This is a genomic window from Flavobacterium paronense, from assembly GCF_030409795.1.
Lineage (GTDB): Bacteria > Bacteroidota > Bacteroidia > Flavobacteriales > Flavobacteriaceae > Flavobacterium > Flavobacterium paronense.
On record NZ_JAUFQN010000019.1, the window covers coordinates 352,787 to 369,079 of the forward strand.

The window sequence follows — 16,293 nt, forward strand, 5'->3', positions numbered from 1 at the left end:
AACGATGAAATTGAAAATAGCTGTTTTATCAGGAGACGGAATTGGTCCGGAAGTAACTAAACAAGCCGTGTCAGTCTTAAAAGTGATTGGAGAAGTGTACCACCACCATTTTGAATTTGAAGAAGCTTTAGTTGGTGCCATTGCTATTGATAAAACCAATAATCCTTTGCCAGATGCTACATTAGAACTTTGTAAAAATTCAGATGCAGTGCTTTTTGGGGCTATTGGTGATCCAAAATACGATAATAATCCAGATGCCAAAGTACGACCGGAACAAGGATTGTTAAAACTTAGAAAAGAATTGGGTTTGTTTGCCAACATCAGACCCATAAAAGCTTTTGAGTCACTTTTAGAAAAATCACCATTGAAAACTTCAATTATTGAAGGAACAGATATGGTTATCTATAGAGAACTTACGGGCGGAATTTATTTTGGTGAAAAGAAAGTAAGCGATGATGGAGCAACCGCTTCTGATTTATGTGAATATTCCCAATTTGAAATTGAACGTATTGCTCATTTGGCATTCAAAGCAGCGCAAACCAGAAATAAAAGAGTTACGCTAGTAGATAAAGCGAATGTATTAGAAACCTCTAGATTGTGGAGAAGAGTTGTTACTCAGTTAGCCAAAGAATATCCGGATGTAGCTTTAGATTTTCTATTTGTTGATAATGCTGCGATGCAAATGATTTTAAATCCAAAACAGTTCGATGTGATACTTACTGAAAATATGTTTGGAGATATCATATCTGATGAAGGTAGCGTAATTGGTGGTTCAATCGGATTGTTAGCTTCAGCATCAGTTGGAAATGATAATGCATTATTTGAACCCATTCATGGTTCATATCCTCAAGCTAAAGGGAAAAACATTGCTAATCCTATTGCTGCTATTCTTTGTGCCGCTATGCTATTAGAGCATTTTGGATTAAAAGAAGAAGCAAAAGCTATTGAAAAGGCTGTTGAGCAATCTTTAGAAAATAATATTGTTACACCCGATTTGAATTCGGTCCGAAATTTTGGAACAGATTATGTGGGAAGTGCTATTGCCAATTTTATACTAAATGTTGATGATAGCAATTATATTAATCATGAAAATATCCGAATAGGGAAATCCATAATTATATAAAGAAAGTTAGTTGGTTTAGTTTTTTGAAGATAGATTGCGTGAGCAATCTATCTTTTTTATTACCAGCTGCCGCCGCTTCCGCCACCGGAAAATCCACCGCCGCCAAATCCGCCACCGAATCCACCGCCACCGCCAGAACTTCCACCACCGAAACCGCCACCGCCAAATCCACCGCCACTGCTTCTGCCAAGGCTGCTCAATAGGATGATATCCGTGAGACTCATTCCGCCACCACCTGAGTTTCCGTTGTTGCCACCATTATTTTTGTTTTTAGAAATAATGATTATGATGATTATAATGATAATTATTATAGGAACAATTGGAAATTTTTCTCCTTTTTTAGATTGATTTCGTTCGCCTTTGTATTTGCCTTTGAAAACATCAAAAATGGCATCAGTTCCTTTGTCTAAACCTTTGTAATAACTTCCGGCTTTGAACTCAGGGATGATAATATTTCGGGTTATTTCTCCTCCAATTCCTGCTGTTAGTCTGTCTTCCAATCCATAGCCTGCTGAGATCCAAATTTTCCTCTCGGCTTTCGCCAAAAGAATAATAACACCATTGTCGTTTTTTTTGCTACCACCAATTCCCCAGGTTTGCCCCCATTTTGGTGTAAGTATTCCAATATCTTCGCCTTTTAAGCTTTCAATCGTAATAACCACAATTTGGGTAGAAGTAGAATCGGAATACCGAATCAGTTTTTCTTCTAATTGTGACTTCTCCGTTGCGCTTAAAACATTCGCATAATCATAAACCGAAGTTTGGAATGAAGGTTTTTCAGGAATAGTATATTGCGCAAAACTAACTTGACTAACCAATAAACAAATGAATAGTTTCAGGGGAAACGATATTTTTTTTATGTACTGTATCATTCTCCTAAAGATATTTCGTTAGACAATTCATTGATATCATCATCAGCATAAGGGAAATATGTTTTGAGTTGCTCACCGGCTTTTAATATTCCGTCAATAAGACCTTGCTTGAAATTACCGTTTTTGAACTGATTTTGCATAATTTCTTTAGTAGCATCCCAAAAATCGACGCCTACTTTTTCGTTGATTCCTTTATCGCCATAAATAGCAAACTGTTTGCTTTTTACAGCCACATAAATGATAACGCCGTTACGTTCCTGGGTATTTTCCATGCTAAGATTACGGAAAACTTCCATTGCTCTGTCGATAGCCGCAATGGAAGTTTCTTTTTCTATGTGTACTCTAATTTCGCCAGAAGTATTTTTTTCGGCTTTGCCAATAGCTTCAACAATTTCCTGTTCTTCTGCTTTTGTTAAAAAATCTTCTACTTTAGACATTGGGCTAAAATTAGAATTTTACTTCAACTGCTTTGTCCGCACCTACAGCAGCTTCAAAATAAGGTTTTTCCTTAAGACCATACAAGCCTGCCAAGATGTTTCTTGGGAAAGTTTTGATGTTGTTGTTGTAGGGTTTAACGGCTTCGTTAAAACGAGTTCTGGCTGTTAAAATTTGATTTTCTGTACTTGCTAATTCGTCTTGTAATTTCATAAAACTTGCATCAGCCTTTAAGTTCGGATATTGCTCTACACTTACCAATAATCTTGATAAGGAAGAAGAAACGCCCGATTGTGCCGAATTGAATGCGGCTAATTGTTCTGGAGTAACATTTTTCGGGTCAATGGTAATGGCTGTTGCTTTGGCACGCGCTTCAATTACAGCTGTTAAAGTACCTTCTTCATGTTTTGCATACCCTTTTACGGTATTTACTAAATTTGGGATAAGGTCATTTCTTCGTTGATAGGAAGTTTGGACATTTCCCCAACTTTCTTTAACATCTTGTTCAAGTGTTACTGCAGTATTATAAATCCCACTTGCCCAGCTGTATATTCCGAATATTACAACTACTGCGATAATCCAAGGTAAAAATTTTCTAAAGTTCATGTTTGTTTAATTTAAAGTTGTTTTTAATTTTTGTTTTATAATTATATAATTCGTTTTCTAGCCGATAAAAGGTAGATGAAACCTACTATTGTTCCGAAAAAAAGGAAGCCGAAAACCCAAAGTAATTTTTCAGATGAGTCTATTTTATTCGAATTTGTTACTTCTATTATAGCTAAAATCATAAAGGTGGTTAACAATAACAATCCAACAACTAAAAGTGTATTGGCATAGTCAATATGATTTATTTTTAAGAGTGCTGCAATTATAGTCACAATAAAAGCTGAAATGAAACTAGGTGCAAGAATTTGATCTGATTTCATAGAAATTAAAGTGTGTTTTTAATATTCAAGAGTTGTGTTTTTACACTTTCCAATTTGCTTATGATTTCAAACTTGTCAAGCGTTTTCTTTTGTCCTTCTTTTAAATGGGTTTTGGCACCTTCAAGCGTAAAGCCACGTTCTTTGACCAAATGATAAATCAGTTGTAAGTTCTTCACATCTTCAGGTGTGAACATTCGGTTGCCTTTCGCATTTTTCTTGGGTTTCAGAATGTCGAATTCTTTGTCCCAAAAACGGATTAGCGAGGTGTTTACATTAAAAGCTTTGGACACTTCTCCAATGCTGTAATATCTTTTGTCTGGATTTAGTTCTATATGCATTAGTCTAGCGATTGGTTTTCCTGATTAGCTAATTTTGAAATGGCAGTGTATTCGGCTGCTGAAATATTTCCGTAATAAAAATTTATGGGGTTCACCACTTTGCCGTCTTTATGTACTTCATAGTGCAAGTGTGGTGCTTCACTTCTTCCTGTGCTTCCCACGTAGCCTATAATATCGCCACGCTTTATTCTTTGTCCGGAGCGACATTTGTACTTACTTAAATGGCCATATAAGGTTAAATAACCAAAACCATGACTTATTTCAATGTGATTCCCATAACCCGATTTTGAGTTATCGGCACTCACTACAACTCCGTCACCGGTAGCAAATATTGGTGTTCCTGTACTTGCTGTAAAATCCATACCTTCATGCATTTTTCTAACTTTCGTAAACGGGTCACTTCTGTAACCATAACCGGAAGCAATGCGTTTTAACTGTTCATTCTTCACTGGTTGAATAGCCGGAATTGCTGAAAGTAATTTGTTTTTTTCTTTGGCCAATTTCAATATTTCATCTAAAGATTTTGATTGAATGGCTAATTCTTTTGAAATTACATCAACCCGTTTTGAGGTTTTGATTACCAACTCCGAATTGTTATATCCTTCCAATTCTTTGTATCGGTTGACACCACCAAAACCCGCTTTGCGTTGTTCATTCGGAATTGGAGCTGTGTTAAAATAGGCTCGGTAAATATTGTTATCCCTATCGGCAACATCACTCAAAACTTCAGCAACTTCATCCATTTTTTTATTCAATATGGCGTAACGCAACTTCATCGTTTCAATTTCACGTGCCTGCAATCTGTCTTTTGGAGTTTCTAAATAGGAGGAATTCAATAAGACCACAAAACATAAAAACCCAAAAAGAGAAGAAGCAAGTAAAAACAAACCAATATACCCCAACTTTTTAGACAGTTTTGGATTTATTTTTCGGTAAGCCAAACTTTCGGTATCGAAATAATACTTTACTTTCTTCGCCATTTTTTATTTTATGCTATTTTTGTGGAAGTTTTTAAAAAACAATGGTTATACGAACAAATTTAACAAATGTTTCAGTCAAACCCTAAATTATTTTAGACAGAAGAAAGAAGCAAGAAACAAGAAGCAAGATTTTATTTTAAATTTTGAATTTTAAATTTTAAATGTGACCTAATTTAAAAATCTAACAATCTAAAGATCTAACAGTCTAATAATCTAAAATGAAATCACAAGACATTCGTAAACAGTTTTTACAATTCTTCGAATCCAAAGGACACTTAATCGTTCCTTCGGCGCCAATCGTTCTAAAAGACGATCCAACCCTGATGTTCAACAACTCGGGAATGGCACAATTCAAAGAATTTTTCTTAGGCAACGGAACTCCAAAATGCCCAAGAATAGCCGATACGCAAAAGTGTCTTCGCGTTTCAGGAAAGCACAACGATTTAGAAGATGTAGGTTTCGACACCTATCATCACACCATGTTTGAGATGTTGGGCAACTGGTCTTTTGGCGATTATTTCAAAAAAGAAGCTATCAATTGGGCTTGGGAATTATTAACCGAAGTATATAAAATTCCAAAAGAGAATCTATACGTTTCTGTTTTTGAAGGAAATCCTGAAGAGAATGTTCCGTTTGACCAGGAAGCTTGGGATATCTGGAAAACCTTAATCGATGAAGACCGAATTATTCTTGGAAACAAAAAGGACAACTTCTGGGAAATGGGCGATCAAGGTCCGTGTGGTCCATGTTCCGAAATCCATGTTGACATTCGTTCTGCCGAAGAAAAAGCAAAAGTTTCCGGTAAAATTTTAGTCAATAACGATCATCCGCAAGTAGTTGAAATTTGGAACAACGTCTTTATGGAATTCAACCGTAAAGCTGATGGTTCGTTAGAAAAATTACCGGCACAACACGTAGATACCGGAATGGGATTTGAGCGTTTGTGTATGGCGCTACAAGGAAAAACATCCAACTATGATACCGATGTTTTCACACCGCTTATTGAAAAGGTAGAACAAATTACAGGATTAAAATATACTTCAAACGAAGTTAAAGATATAACTGAGGAACAGAATAAAACAAACATCGCCATCCGTGTAATTGTAGATCACGTTCGTGCTGTGGCCTTTGCTATTGCTGATGGACAATTGCCTTCAAACACTGGAGCAGGTTATGTAATTAGACGAATCTTGAGACGAGCCATTCGTTATGGATTTACGTTCTTGAATACCAAAGAGCCTTTCATCAATAAGTTGGTTGAAGTTTTGGCAGATCAAATGGGTGAATTTTTCCCGGAAATCAAATCGCAGCAACAATTGGTTACGAATGTAATCCGCGAAGAAGAAGCCTCGTTTTTGAGAACTTTAGATCAGGGTTTACAGTTGTTGGATATTGTAGTGGCTAAAACAAAAGGCGACGAAGTTTCAGGTGAAAAAGCATTTGAATTGTATGATACGTTTGGTTTTCCAAAAGATTTAACGGCTTTGATTCTGAAAGAAAAAGGGATGTCGTTTAAAGAATCTGAATTTGATGCTTCAATGAAAGCGCAGAAAGACAGATCGCGTGCTGCCTCAGAAGTTTCGACAGAAGATTGGAAAGTATTGATTCCGGGGAATGTTGAAAAATTTGTTGGTTACGACCAGACCGAAAATGAAGTTAAAATTACGCGTATCCGTAAAGTTGATTCTAAAAAAGATGGCATCTTATACCAAATTGTTTTAGATAATACGCCTTTCTATCCGGAAGGTGGTGGACAAGTTGGTGACAAGGGAACATTGGTTTCAGCCAACGAAACAATTGATATCATTGACACGAAGAAAGAAAACAATTTAATTCTACACTTTGCCAAACAGCTTCCTGAAAATATTGAAGCCAGTTTTATAGCAAAAGTGAATACTGATTTACTGACATCCACTTCCAAAAATCACTCGGCTACACACTTGATGCATTTGGCATTAAGAACGATTTTAGGAACGCATGTGGAGCAAAAAGGGTCGTTGGTAAACCCAAATCATTTGCGTTTTGACTTTTCACACTTTGCTAAAGTAACCGAGGAAGAAATTCGCAAAGTGGAAGATTTTGTAAATACTAGAATTGAAGAGCAATTGCCATTGGTGGAGCACAGAAGTATTCCAATTCAGCAAGCTATGGCACAAGGCGCTATGGCTTTGTTTGGTGAAAAATATGGTGATACTGTTCGTATGATTGAATTTGGAGACAGTAAAGAATTATGTGGTGGAATCCATGTGAAAAATACGGGCGAAATTTGGCATTTTAAAATTCTTTCCGAAGGCGCAGTGGCTGCGGGTATCCGTCGTATTGAAGCGATAACCGGTGATGCCGTGAAGCATTATTTTTCACAACAGGAAAGCGATTTGGATGCTATTAAAGAAACATTAAAAAATCCACAAGACACATTAAAAGCAGTGGTTTCGTTGCAGGATGATAATGTTAAATTAAAAAAACAAATAGAGCAACTTTTAAAAGAAAAGGCAAAAGGACTTAAAGGCGAGTTGGCTTCGCAATTACAAGATATAAACGGAATTAAATTCCTCGCAACACAAGTTGATTTAAATCCAGATGGAGCAAAAGACTTAGCTTATGAATTGGGAACGTTAGGAACCAATTTGTTTTTAGTATTGGCTACAGCCGATGACGATAAACCAATGCTAAGCTGCTATATTTCTAAAGAATTAGTAGCTGAGAAAAACCTAAACGCTGGTATCGTAGTTCGCGAACTTGGTAAATACATACAGGGTGGAGGCGGAGGACAGCCTTTCTTTGCAACCGCTGGCGGGAAAAATGTATCAGGAATCAAAGAAGCATTAGAAAAAGCAATTGATTTTGTGAAGTAATTTTTAATTAGAAAATAAACTAAAGACTTTTTTATCGACTGCGGTTCTTGTTCGTCAATGCACGGCTGTTATTTTTACCTTTTCAATGCCTTTTAAGTGAAGTTCGATATGTCTGTCGTGCGCTTTATTGTGATATTCACTTACTATTTCTAAAATGTCATAGTCAATAAAATTACTTTCGCTGCCGTCAATTATTAAAACACTGTATTTTGGAATTTCGTCTAATGCTTTTCGCAATTTTACTTTGTTTAAGAAAGTAACATTGTTGTTAAGTTTGATGCAATGCGTTTCAATGTCAAGGTGTATTGACTTTGTGATTTTATATTCTACTTTAAAATTGTTTTGAATAATAAAGTAAATTGAAATTAAAAGTCCGATGCTTACACCAATTAATAAATCGGTTGATAGAATGACAAGAATTGTAATGAGAAACGGAATGAATTGTTTCCACCCTAAACTCCACATATTGCGAAAGAGTTGCGGTTTGGTAAGGTTGTAACCTGTTACAAGAAGGATTGCTGCAAGCGAAGCATAAGGAATTTTGTTTAGCAAAAACGGAACAAGCAACACGGTAAGCAAAAGAAAAAGGCCGTGAGTGAAAGCAGAAAGTTTTGTCCGTCCACCCGCATCAATATTTGCAGCACCTCTTACAACAACTGCTGTTATAGGAATCGCTCCTAAAAGTCCGCAAGTCATATTTCCAATTCCTTGTGCTATGAGTTCACGATTAACAGGAGTAATCCGATTGGCTTTATCTAACTTGTCAACTGCCTGAATGCAAAGCAGTGTTTCTAAAGTTGCAAGTAATCCGATGATAAGTCCGTCTTTCCAAATCTCTGCTGTTGAAAATAGTTTTGTGAAGTCGGGGAAAATTATGCTTGCAAAAATATTGGAAGGGATATTTACTAATTGAGTTTGCTTGAGTGAAAAATCGGAAGTTGCATTTGTAAAAAGAATGTTTGTGATGACTCCAACAACAACTACTAAAAGCGGTGCGGGAATTACTTTCAATCTTTTTGAAAAGGGTTGTTGAAGTAAAATAAGTATGATTAAAGAAACTACTGTGATTAAAATTGCTCCTCTTGTTATGTGATTGTTGAAGTTGTCAAAACTGCCAAGAAAGTTGTCGGGAGAAAAGAGTTTTATGAAACCACTTGTCCAAAAGTCGGGTTGGTCATAACCCAATGCTAACGGAATTTGTTTTGTAATGAGAATGATTCCGATTGCAGCTAACATTCCTTTAATGACGGATGAAGGAAAATAGTTTGCTATTGCACCAAGTTTTAATAGTCCAAGTGTGAGTTGAAACAAACCTGCAACCATAACAGCAAGTAAAAAAACTCTGTAATCGCCAAGTGAAATGATTGAAGCCGCAACTAAAGTTGTTAAGCCCGCAGCTGGTCCAGAAATTGCAAGTGATGAACCGCTAATGAGAGCAACTACAAGTCCGCCAATTATACCCGATAAAAGTCCCGCATAAAGAGGTGCGCCCGAAGCTAAAGCAATACCCAAACAAAGTGGAAGTGCAACAAGAAATACAGAAAGACTAGCAGGTAAGTCGTGTTTAAGCCAAATGATACGGTAATATTTAATTGCTCTTTTCACTTAATTGTTGTCTGAAAAATGTTTTTCAAAGGTAGAAAGTTTAAGATCAAAGCTAACTTTTTGATACTCATTTTTTCGGCAGTGTTTTTTTTTGGTGTTTTCATAGGATACTAAAAGTGTTTAATTTTTAGTCAACCTATTTTAGGACGAGGCAGTTGTCAAAATTGCATATAACGTTTCCTTGTTAGAGCTTGTGGCGGCTTATGGAAAGCTTTTTTTCCATAACCGCCCGAGCGAAGTTATGAAAAGTAAACGAACAATTTACCGAAAACTAGCCATAAGTTTTAGCAAGTGTTGTGCTGTCGTGCTTCTAATCCAAGTCAATTATTATTGCAATATTTTCTTTTATATTGTCAATTAGCTCAACAGGTAAATTTCCAACTTTTTTAATCAAACGTTTATTGTCAATTGCTCTAATTTGATCAATCATTACATCACAATTCTCATGTAAATTTGCCATTCCTTTTTTCAGATGAACTCTTAAAATATCAGAATCTTTTTGAACATTAGTTGTAATTGGACAAACAACTGTTGATGGATGTGGAATTTTATTTAATAAATTTGTCTGAACAACTAATACAGGTCTAGTTTTTCCAGCTTCAGTTCCTATTTGCGGATTTAAATCGGCAATCCAAATTTCATATTGATTAATCTGCATAGTCAATTTTTTCAAAATCCTTTAAAATATTCATTGAATCTTTTTTTACTAAGCTAGATTCAGCTTTAAGCCTTTTCTCTAAAATTTGTCTTTTTTGTACTTTGTTATAGTATTCAATTGCTTCGTTGATATATCTGTTTCTAGGAATACTTATTCGAGATAGTATTTTTTCAGTTTCTCCGAATATTGAATCATCTATTTTTAATGATACTGTTTTCATATACTTTATATTTATATTACAAATGTATATCTTTTTAGTATATCATTCAATTTTCTACGGATTTTTTTAGCATGCGGCACAACGTTCCGCCTTTAGTTTGCATTAATAAAATATTGATTAATTTAACCTAAAAGGAAACGGGTGAACTAAAACGTTTCGTAGGGTCGTGACCTGTTAGCGGCATCAGTCCCGTTTCCCCTTTAGGCTCTTGCTAGTACTAGTTGGAATGATGGGTTTTGAGGCCCTTTAAAGGCGATAGCACAGCAAGTTATTTTAATAATCTTAAAAACAAATGTATGAAAAAAGTAAAAGAAACCATTGGCATTGATGTATCAAAATTAACTTTAGATGTTTACCTTAAAACCACCAAAGTGCATCAGCAATTTAGTAATGACAGTAAAGGCTTTAAACAACTTATTAGCTGGTGTAAAAAACAAAAAGTGAATCTAGACGAGACTTTATTTTGCTTTGAACACACGGGTTGGTATTGTTTGTTGTTGAGTTATTTTCTTTACGAAAACAAGTATGCTTATTGCTGTGTGAATGCTATAGAAATCAAACGTTCTATGGGACTAAGACGCGGCAAGAGCGACAAGGCAGATGCTTGGGAAATAGCCAACTATGCCTGGCTTAGAAGAGATGAATTAGTTCCTTCAACACCACCGGCGAAGAAGCTAATCGAACTGCAGAGAATGATGAGTTTGCGCGAACAATTAGTCAAACAACTCACCGCAAGCAAGAACCTTTACAAAGGCATGCAGGATTTGGTTAGTGATGAAGTAAATGATGTTTCAATAGTTATCTTAAAAGAAAACATGGTTCAATTAAACAACCAGATAACAGCTATTGAAAAAGCAATGAATGAGCTGATAAAAAATGATGAAACCATGATTAACAACTATAAACTCTCCAAAACAGTCAAAGGAGTCGGAATGGTACTGGCAGTTCAAATGTTGCTGCATACCCACAATTACACCCGCTTTGAAAGCTCACGACAGTTCTCAGCGTATTGTGGCTTGGTGCCTTATCCTTACCAATCCGGAACCAGTATTCACGGTCGACATAAGATTCATGGGATAAGCGATAAAAAAATGAAGAGTTTGCTGTCAATGTCAGCTATCAGCGCCATTCAGCATGATAAAGAACTCAAATTGTATTACCAGAAAAGAGTTGAAGAAGGTAAACCAAAAATGGTAGTGTTAAACATCATCAGAAACAAAATCGTATCACGAGTATTTGCAACAGTTAACAGAGGAACGCCTTATGTAGAAATAAGTAAATTTTGTGCTTAAAAATTTGGATTTGATCTTGGAATGCCGCTTCTCGTCAGTTGCGAACTTCGGAACAAATTATTTTCTGTTAAAGATAAAAATTCTTGCGAAACGTAAACGTGAACTTACCACAAAATTCGCAATTGCGAGAAACGGCTGTTAGCTGTGGTTTTTATTTTTTTTTCCATATTTCACCATCTATCTTTTTGAAATCTTCAAACCCAAGTTCTAAATAATTATCATCTTTTGTTAGCTTGTAATAATTTGAGTTCTTTAGGCTAAATTTTAAAATTTTTCCCCAAACATAATTCCATAATCTTGTTTTAGATGTAATTAAGAATTTTACAAATTCAACAACGATTGTTGCTCCTACTAATATTTTAAAATCAGAAGTCAAGTTTTTGACAATTAAAATTGTTAATGGAATTACTAGAATAGTAAGTAAAATATCTAATATTCTTACTGTCCATTTAGTGTAATTATATATTATTGGAATTCTTTTATTTGCATTTTCTTTAATTAAAGTTAATTCACTATTGTCTGCTTTTCCTTGTTCAAGTTTTCTATCTATAATTGTGTCAATTATTTCTTTTAAAGGCCTTACTTTTCGTTCTTCTACATTATGATTGTTTGATATTTCATATCTTTTGTCCGCATAGACTAATAGAATATTTCGCAATTCAGATTTTGATGAAGTTTGTTTTCTTATTTGATCAATATAAGTCAAAACTTCACTGCCTTTTAAATGAAATTCAGTAGTTCTCCTTTTTACAAATTGTAAAAACAATTCATAATCTACGTGTTCACCATTTGAAGTATATGGATGATGTAAAATGAATAATTGTGATGGCAATATTGTTTCAGGAATTATATTACCAATATCTTTAGATAACACTATGTTTAAAGTTCTATCAGTTGTTAAATAAAATGATTTTACATCTATATAATTGTAATTATTAACTCCACGAATATTTCTAACATATAGGATGTTATAAGCGTCTATATTTGCTGCTGTTTTTGTATATCTTGAGCCATATGGAAGTTCTTTTTTACTCTTGAATAAATAGTCAGAAAGTTTAATTTTTTCTTTCTCAACAATATTGATATTTCCTTTAGTTAAACCAAAACCCAATTGTCCTTCTAATGTTCTAAAGTCTGACAAAAGTTTTAATTCATATTGGTCTGGATTATTAACTTCCTTTTTTGCTCTTAATTTTGAATAGTGTAATACAAAATCCTCATTAAATAGTTGTGGGTCAGTTTCTGTAAGTTCACCTAAAGCTACTATATCATATTTTTTTTCAGCAACTTTTAAATATTTTACACTGCCTGAAAGAGTTTTTTTTAATTCTGATAAAGTTTGTGAAGTATACTCAAATGTAATACCCTGATGATTACAAGATTTAATTAAGTCAATTAATGTTTTTTGTCTTTCATATCCTCCAATTCCTAAAAGTCTGAATAAAATATTTGTGTCTAAACAATATTTTTTTCCATTAAATATATCTTTTGAAAATTCTTTGACACCTTTTCCTGAAGTTATAATTGCAAATTCAGTTGCTTTTAAAAAAACATTATAAATAGCTGTGTTTTTATCGTGATTATGTTCTTCTAAAAATTCATTAAATTTTTCGATTTCTTCGTTAGTAAAATTGTTATGAATTTTCGCAGAAATTAAACTCGATAGATTTTCTGTTGAAAATGAACTAATATTTTCAAAGACTGCTTGGTATAATAATGATTTGATACGTTCTAATAAATTTGATGGGTAATTATTTTTACTCAAAAATTTATCTATATAAACTTCTATGGAATGTTCTTTAAGCCTATCATTTATTTCTCCAAATTTTTTACTTGTCAATTTTATAAAAATATCATTTTGTAATGGTATTTGCTCAATTGATTTATATGTTGTAACAATAGAAGTGAAGTAATCCTTATCAATGTCTAGTTTATGAAAATTGACAATGTGTTTGTAACAATCATCAAGTTTTATTTCTTGATTTTTATTGTCAAAAATTAATTCACAAACTAATGAAATGACTATTCTCTTAAAATCGTTTGCTTGTGTGTCATTTAAAAAACAGTTAAGTCTAAAAAGGTCAAAATCTATCATATCTTATTTTAAGTTCTATTTTACGCGGTTTTGATAAAATCACAGCTAACGTTCCGCGGCTTTGCGCAGTAGCGGCAATTTAAGAAAAAATATTAAGCGGAAGAAAGGTTTTCAGGAATCCGTTAGGATTCCGGCGCAAAGCTTACCAGCTATTGCGCAAAACCGCTGTTACCAGCAGTTTTTATTTTTCAATCCATTTTCCATTTACCTCTTTATAGACAGTTATTTCACTTGTACAACTATAAACAAAATTAAAATATATCACTGCTGTTTTATAATTCTTATCAAAAATCGGTTTATTTAAAGAACAAATTCTTCCTCGAGGACAATTTTTGGATAATTCTAAAACACCTTTATTTCTAAATGTATCGATATCGATTATTTGAATTTTTTTTTGGCTAATAAAATTTCTGTCCAGAGTAAAATTATTCGAAAGCATCTCTAAATTTTCAAGTTCAACTTCGTTCTTTAATCCTAATTTTGTAATTAATTCTTGTTTAATATTTTTATATCGAAGCGGTTGTTCTTTTTGCCTTACTCTTATCATTGACTCTTTGGGTATTTCTAAAATGCAGCCACAAGAGTTTTGATTCATAATTTGTTCTATTAATTGATTAGCTTTTTCATTATAACTTTCTTTGGGCAATATTTTTTCTGCTTTTTTACAACTAAATAAAATTATAAAGATTGAAATGGCAAGTATGTAATTATATGTTCTCAAAATTTCAGGTTTAAAATTGCTGGTAACGTTCCGGCGCTTCTCGTCAGTTGCGAAGTTCGGAACGAATTATTTTCTGTTAAAGATAAAAATTCTTGCGAAACGTAAACGTGAACTTACCACAAAATTCGCAATTGCGAGAAACGGCTGTTACCGGTAGTTTTTATTACAGGATATCGAATCTACTTTTGTTTCCTTTAAATTCTAATTTGGCTTCGTAATTTTTCAAATACCTCAAAAGTGATTTAATTTTTTTATCTCGTTCGATATTTACCTCTTCTATTTTACTTAAGTTTTGGGTTTCATCAGATTCAGGTTTCCACTTATAGTGAATAAATGAATTTCTTTCGTCGGCAATTTGCAATATTGTTTTAATATGTTCTTGCCTTATTGGAGGTAATCCGAGTAATTTAATAACCCATGTGCATTTAGCACTAATACTTACGCTCCTAATTATTTCGCTTTGTGTTTTATTGTCAAATCCCTTTTCAATACAAACCAAATGAATAAACCTATTTAATGTGTGTTCTACATAAGTTGCGTAAAGTGTTGTTGATAAACCAGTATTACCATTTTCGCTTTCAGCTTTAGCAAATTTCAATATTGGCTGTCGATGGTCTATAAATATCTTAAAATCAATTTGATTTTTTTCATCTGACAGATAATCATCAACTTTCTTGAGTAAAACCATCTTATCTTTCAAATCCTCTTCAGTAATAACACCTTCTTGATGAAGAGAATTAACAATATGAGGTATAATTTCTTTGGCTAAGCTCTTTTCTTTTTTATTCAAAGGTTGATTTTTTTCCATATGGTTCGGATAAAATTACCGGTAACGTTCCGCGGCTTCGCGCAGTAGCGGCAATTTACCGCTTAGTTGTAAAGATATGTAAATTTCCGGTTGAGTAATTTCCGGCTTAGAAAAATAAAACCAGCTATTGCGCGAAACCGCTGTTATGAGCGGTTAGAAAATATGAGCAAAAATAAAAATACAATCACACCAATAATAAAAAACCACTTCATAATCAAACTTTGCCTATATCTTTGAGCAGCCCGATCCGCATAGAATTTTTTCATATTATAATCTAATTTTGTTGGAGAATCATTTTCCGCGACAAACTTTTTAAATTCTTCTTCAGATTTTAATTTGTCTTTATGTAACCATTTTCCAAAATAGTAATATCCCAATGCAAATAAGACACAAAAAATTAGACATTCCAATTCTCTTGATTCTGTAATTGAACTCATTTTACGTGATTTTCTCGGTTTGGTTTTCTAATCGCTCATAACGTTCCGCGGCTTTGCGCCGTAGCGGCAAGTTAAGAATAAATGTAATAAGAAATTCTGATGTTCAGAGTATTTTCCAAGAAAGATAAAACCAGCTATGGCGCAAAACCGCTGTTGGCGGTAGTTATTGATATGAAGCTTTCGAGTTGCTTATTGTAACATTAGAAAGTCCGATTGTTTCCATAAATATTGAAATGGCTGTCTTTTTAACTGGGTTTTTCGGTCCTATAATAACTTCAGCTATTGGATTAATTTTATTGTTATTGGTAAAATCAAGCTCTATAAACGGAGTTGGAATATCTTGTTTTATCCTGAACTGTATTTTTTCACCTAATCTTTGCTCTCCAAAGTAAACTCCTCCGTGATCATTTAGTTTTAAAAATTTTCCACTTTTTTTAAAATCCAATAGATGAATTAATCTAATTTCTTTTTCTTCAATAAAAGCTGGATTCTTAAGAGCTGCCAAGTCGTAACCAAGCAAATGAACTAAAGTGTTGAAATCAGGACCAAATTTCTTTTCAACGGTTTTTTCGGCTTCGTATAATGCTCTTACTACTTTTTGAACTTCTTCTACTTGTTTTTTTTCATTGTAAAGAACTTCTAAAGCTCTAATTGGCAGTTTTAATAGTTCAGTAGCTTTGAAACCAATAACATATCCTTTTCCATCATCAGCATAACCGCGCCATTGACTTAAAACGTCGCCGTTTTTTGAAAAACAACTCGCTACAATTAGTCCTCGAATTCCATTCGAACTAATTCTTTGGTCAATGTAGTCGATAAATTCGAACCCAAATTCTTCAATCAAATTATTTGCAACTTTTTCCCAAATCATGTATCCCCAATGAACTTCCATGTAATCGTTCATAGAAAATAAATCGTTCAGCCTCAA

At 33.8% G+C, this 16,293-nt stretch carries 17 protein-coding genes; 3 read left to right on the forward strand and 14 right to left on the reverse strand.

Annotated features, from left to right (window positions below):
* The first annotated feature begins 4 nt into the window (after positions 1-4).
* On the forward strand, positions 5-1,123 hold the full coding sequence (gene leuB / locus QWY90_RS03195) for a 3-isopropylmalate dehydrogenase (protein WP_290284399.1): 1,119 nt from the start codon (positions 5-7) through the stop codon (positions 1,121-1,123).
* A gap of 59 nt (positions 1,124-1,182) precedes the next feature.
* On the opposite strand, the gene QWY90_RS03200 is transcribed toward leuB, so the two are convergent.
* The 6 genes from QWY90_RS03200 to QWY90_RS03225 are packed head-to-tail and all read right to left on the reverse strand — an operon-like array spanning position 1,183 to position 4,674.
* Positions 1,183-1,995: a TPM domain-containing protein gene (locus tag QWY90_RS03200; RefSeq protein WP_290284401.1), complete on the reverse strand. Its 813-nt coding sequence runs from the start codon at positions 1,993-1,995 to the stop codon at positions 1,183-1,185.
* Positions 1,992-2,432 carry a TPM domain-containing protein gene (locus tag QWY90_RS03205; protein WP_290284402.1) on the reverse strand — a complete coding sequence of 147 codons (441 nt, stop codon included), beginning with the start codon at positions 2,430-2,432 and terminating at the stop codon, positions 1,992-1,994. Before QWY90_RS03205 ends, QWY90_RS03200 begins: the two co-directional genes overlap by 4 nt.
* A 10-nt stretch (positions 2,433-2,442) precedes the next feature.
* The gene (locus tag QWY90_RS03210; protein WP_290284403.1) at positions 2,443-3,036 is read right to left on the reverse strand and encodes a LemA family protein; all 594 of its coding nucleotides are present in this window, start codon (positions 3,034-3,036) and stop codon (positions 2,443-2,445) included.
* A gap of 41 nt (positions 3,037-3,077) precedes the next feature.
* Positions 3,078-3,356 (reverse strand): GldL-related protein, encoded by a 279-nt coding sequence (locus tag QWY90_RS03215; RefSeq protein ID WP_290284404.1) that lies wholly within the window; start codon positions 3,354-3,356, stop codon positions 3,078-3,080.
* A 5-nt stretch (positions 3,357-3,361) separates the two neighbouring features.
* Positions 3,362-3,694: a MerR family transcriptional regulator gene (locus QWY90_RS03220; protein WP_290284405.1), complete on the reverse strand. Its 333-nt coding sequence runs from the start codon at positions 3,692-3,694 to the stop codon at positions 3,362-3,364.
* Entirely contained in the window at positions 3,694-4,674 is a 981-nt protein-coding gene (locus tag QWY90_RS03225) for a M23 family metallopeptidase (protein ID WP_290284406.1), read from the reverse strand. Before QWY90_RS03225 ends, QWY90_RS03220 begins: the two co-directional genes overlap by 1 nt.
* A gap of 218 nt (positions 4,675-4,892) precedes the next feature.
* Here QWY90_RS03225 and alaS point away from each other — a divergent pair, with 218 nt between their 5' ends.
* Complete coding sequence (gene alaS, locus QWY90_RS03230; protein ID WP_290284407.1) at positions 4,893-7,529, forward strand: alanine--tRNA ligase; 2,637 nt, start codon at positions 4,893-4,895, stop codon at positions 7,527-7,529.
* A gap of 54 nt (positions 7,530-7,583) precedes the next feature.
* On the opposite strand, the gene QWY90_RS03235 is transcribed toward alaS, so the two are convergent.
* From QWY90_RS03235 to QWY90_RS03245, 3 genes are all read right to left on the reverse strand, one after another.
* Entirely contained in the window at positions 7,584-9,134 is a 1,551-nt protein-coding gene (locus QWY90_RS03235) for a SulP family inorganic anion transporter (protein ID WP_290284408.1), read from the reverse strand.
* Between the two features lie 310 nt (positions 9,135-9,444).
* Positions 9,445-9,792 (reverse strand): type II toxin-antitoxin system PemK/MazF family toxin, encoded by a 348-nt coding sequence (locus QWY90_RS03240; protein ID WP_290284409.1) that lies wholly within the window; start codon positions 9,790-9,792, stop codon positions 9,445-9,447.
* The gene (locus tag QWY90_RS03245; RefSeq protein ID WP_290284410.1) at positions 9,782-10,012 is read right to left on the reverse strand and encodes a hypothetical protein; all 231 of its coding nucleotides are present in this window, start codon (positions 10,010-10,012) and stop codon (positions 9,782-9,784) included. Before QWY90_RS03245 ends, QWY90_RS03240 begins: the two co-directional genes overlap by 11 nt.
* A 296-nt stretch (positions 10,013-10,308) precedes the next feature.
* Between QWY90_RS03245 and QWY90_RS03250 the strand changes: the two genes are divergently transcribed.
* On the forward strand, positions 10,309-11,304 hold the full coding sequence (locus tag QWY90_RS03250) for an IS110 family RNA-guided transposase (protein WP_290284411.1): 996 nt from the start codon (positions 10,309-10,311) through the stop codon (positions 11,302-11,304).
* Between the two features lie 151 nt (positions 11,305-11,455).
* Here QWY90_RS03250 and QWY90_RS03255 read toward each other — a convergent pair whose 3' ends face one another.
* The 5 genes from QWY90_RS03255 to QWY90_RS03275 all read right to left on the reverse strand — a co-directional run bounded on the left by QWY90_RS03255 (position 11,456) and on the right by QWY90_RS03275 (position 16,269).
* A complete protein-coding gene (locus tag QWY90_RS03255) occupies positions 11,456-13,399 on the reverse strand; it encodes a hypothetical protein (protein WP_290284412.1) in 1,944 nt (647 codons plus the stop codon).
* A 181-nt stretch (positions 13,400-13,580) separates the two neighbouring features.
* Positions 13,581-14,120 carry a hypothetical protein gene (locus QWY90_RS03260; protein ID WP_290284413.1) on the reverse strand — a complete coding sequence of 180 codons (540 nt, stop codon included), beginning with the start codon at positions 14,118-14,120 and terminating at the stop codon, positions 13,581-13,583.
* Between the two features lie 163 nt (positions 14,121-14,283).
* The gene (locus QWY90_RS03265) at positions 14,284-14,928 is read right to left on the reverse strand and encodes a hypothetical protein (RefSeq protein WP_290284414.1); all 645 of its coding nucleotides are present in this window, start codon (positions 14,926-14,928) and stop codon (positions 14,284-14,286) included.
* 143 nt (positions 14,929-15,071) lie between these two features.
* Positions 15,072-15,365 (reverse strand): hypothetical protein, encoded by a 294-nt coding sequence (locus QWY90_RS03270; protein WP_290284415.1) that lies wholly within the window; start codon positions 15,363-15,365, stop codon positions 15,072-15,074.
* Between the two features lie 163 nt (positions 15,366-15,528).
* Positions 15,529-16,269 (reverse strand): DUF2971 domain-containing protein, encoded by a 741-nt coding sequence (locus QWY90_RS03275; RefSeq protein WP_290284417.1) that lies wholly within the window; start codon positions 16,267-16,269, stop codon positions 15,529-15,531.
* Positions 16,270-16,293 lie beyond the last annotated feature (24 nt).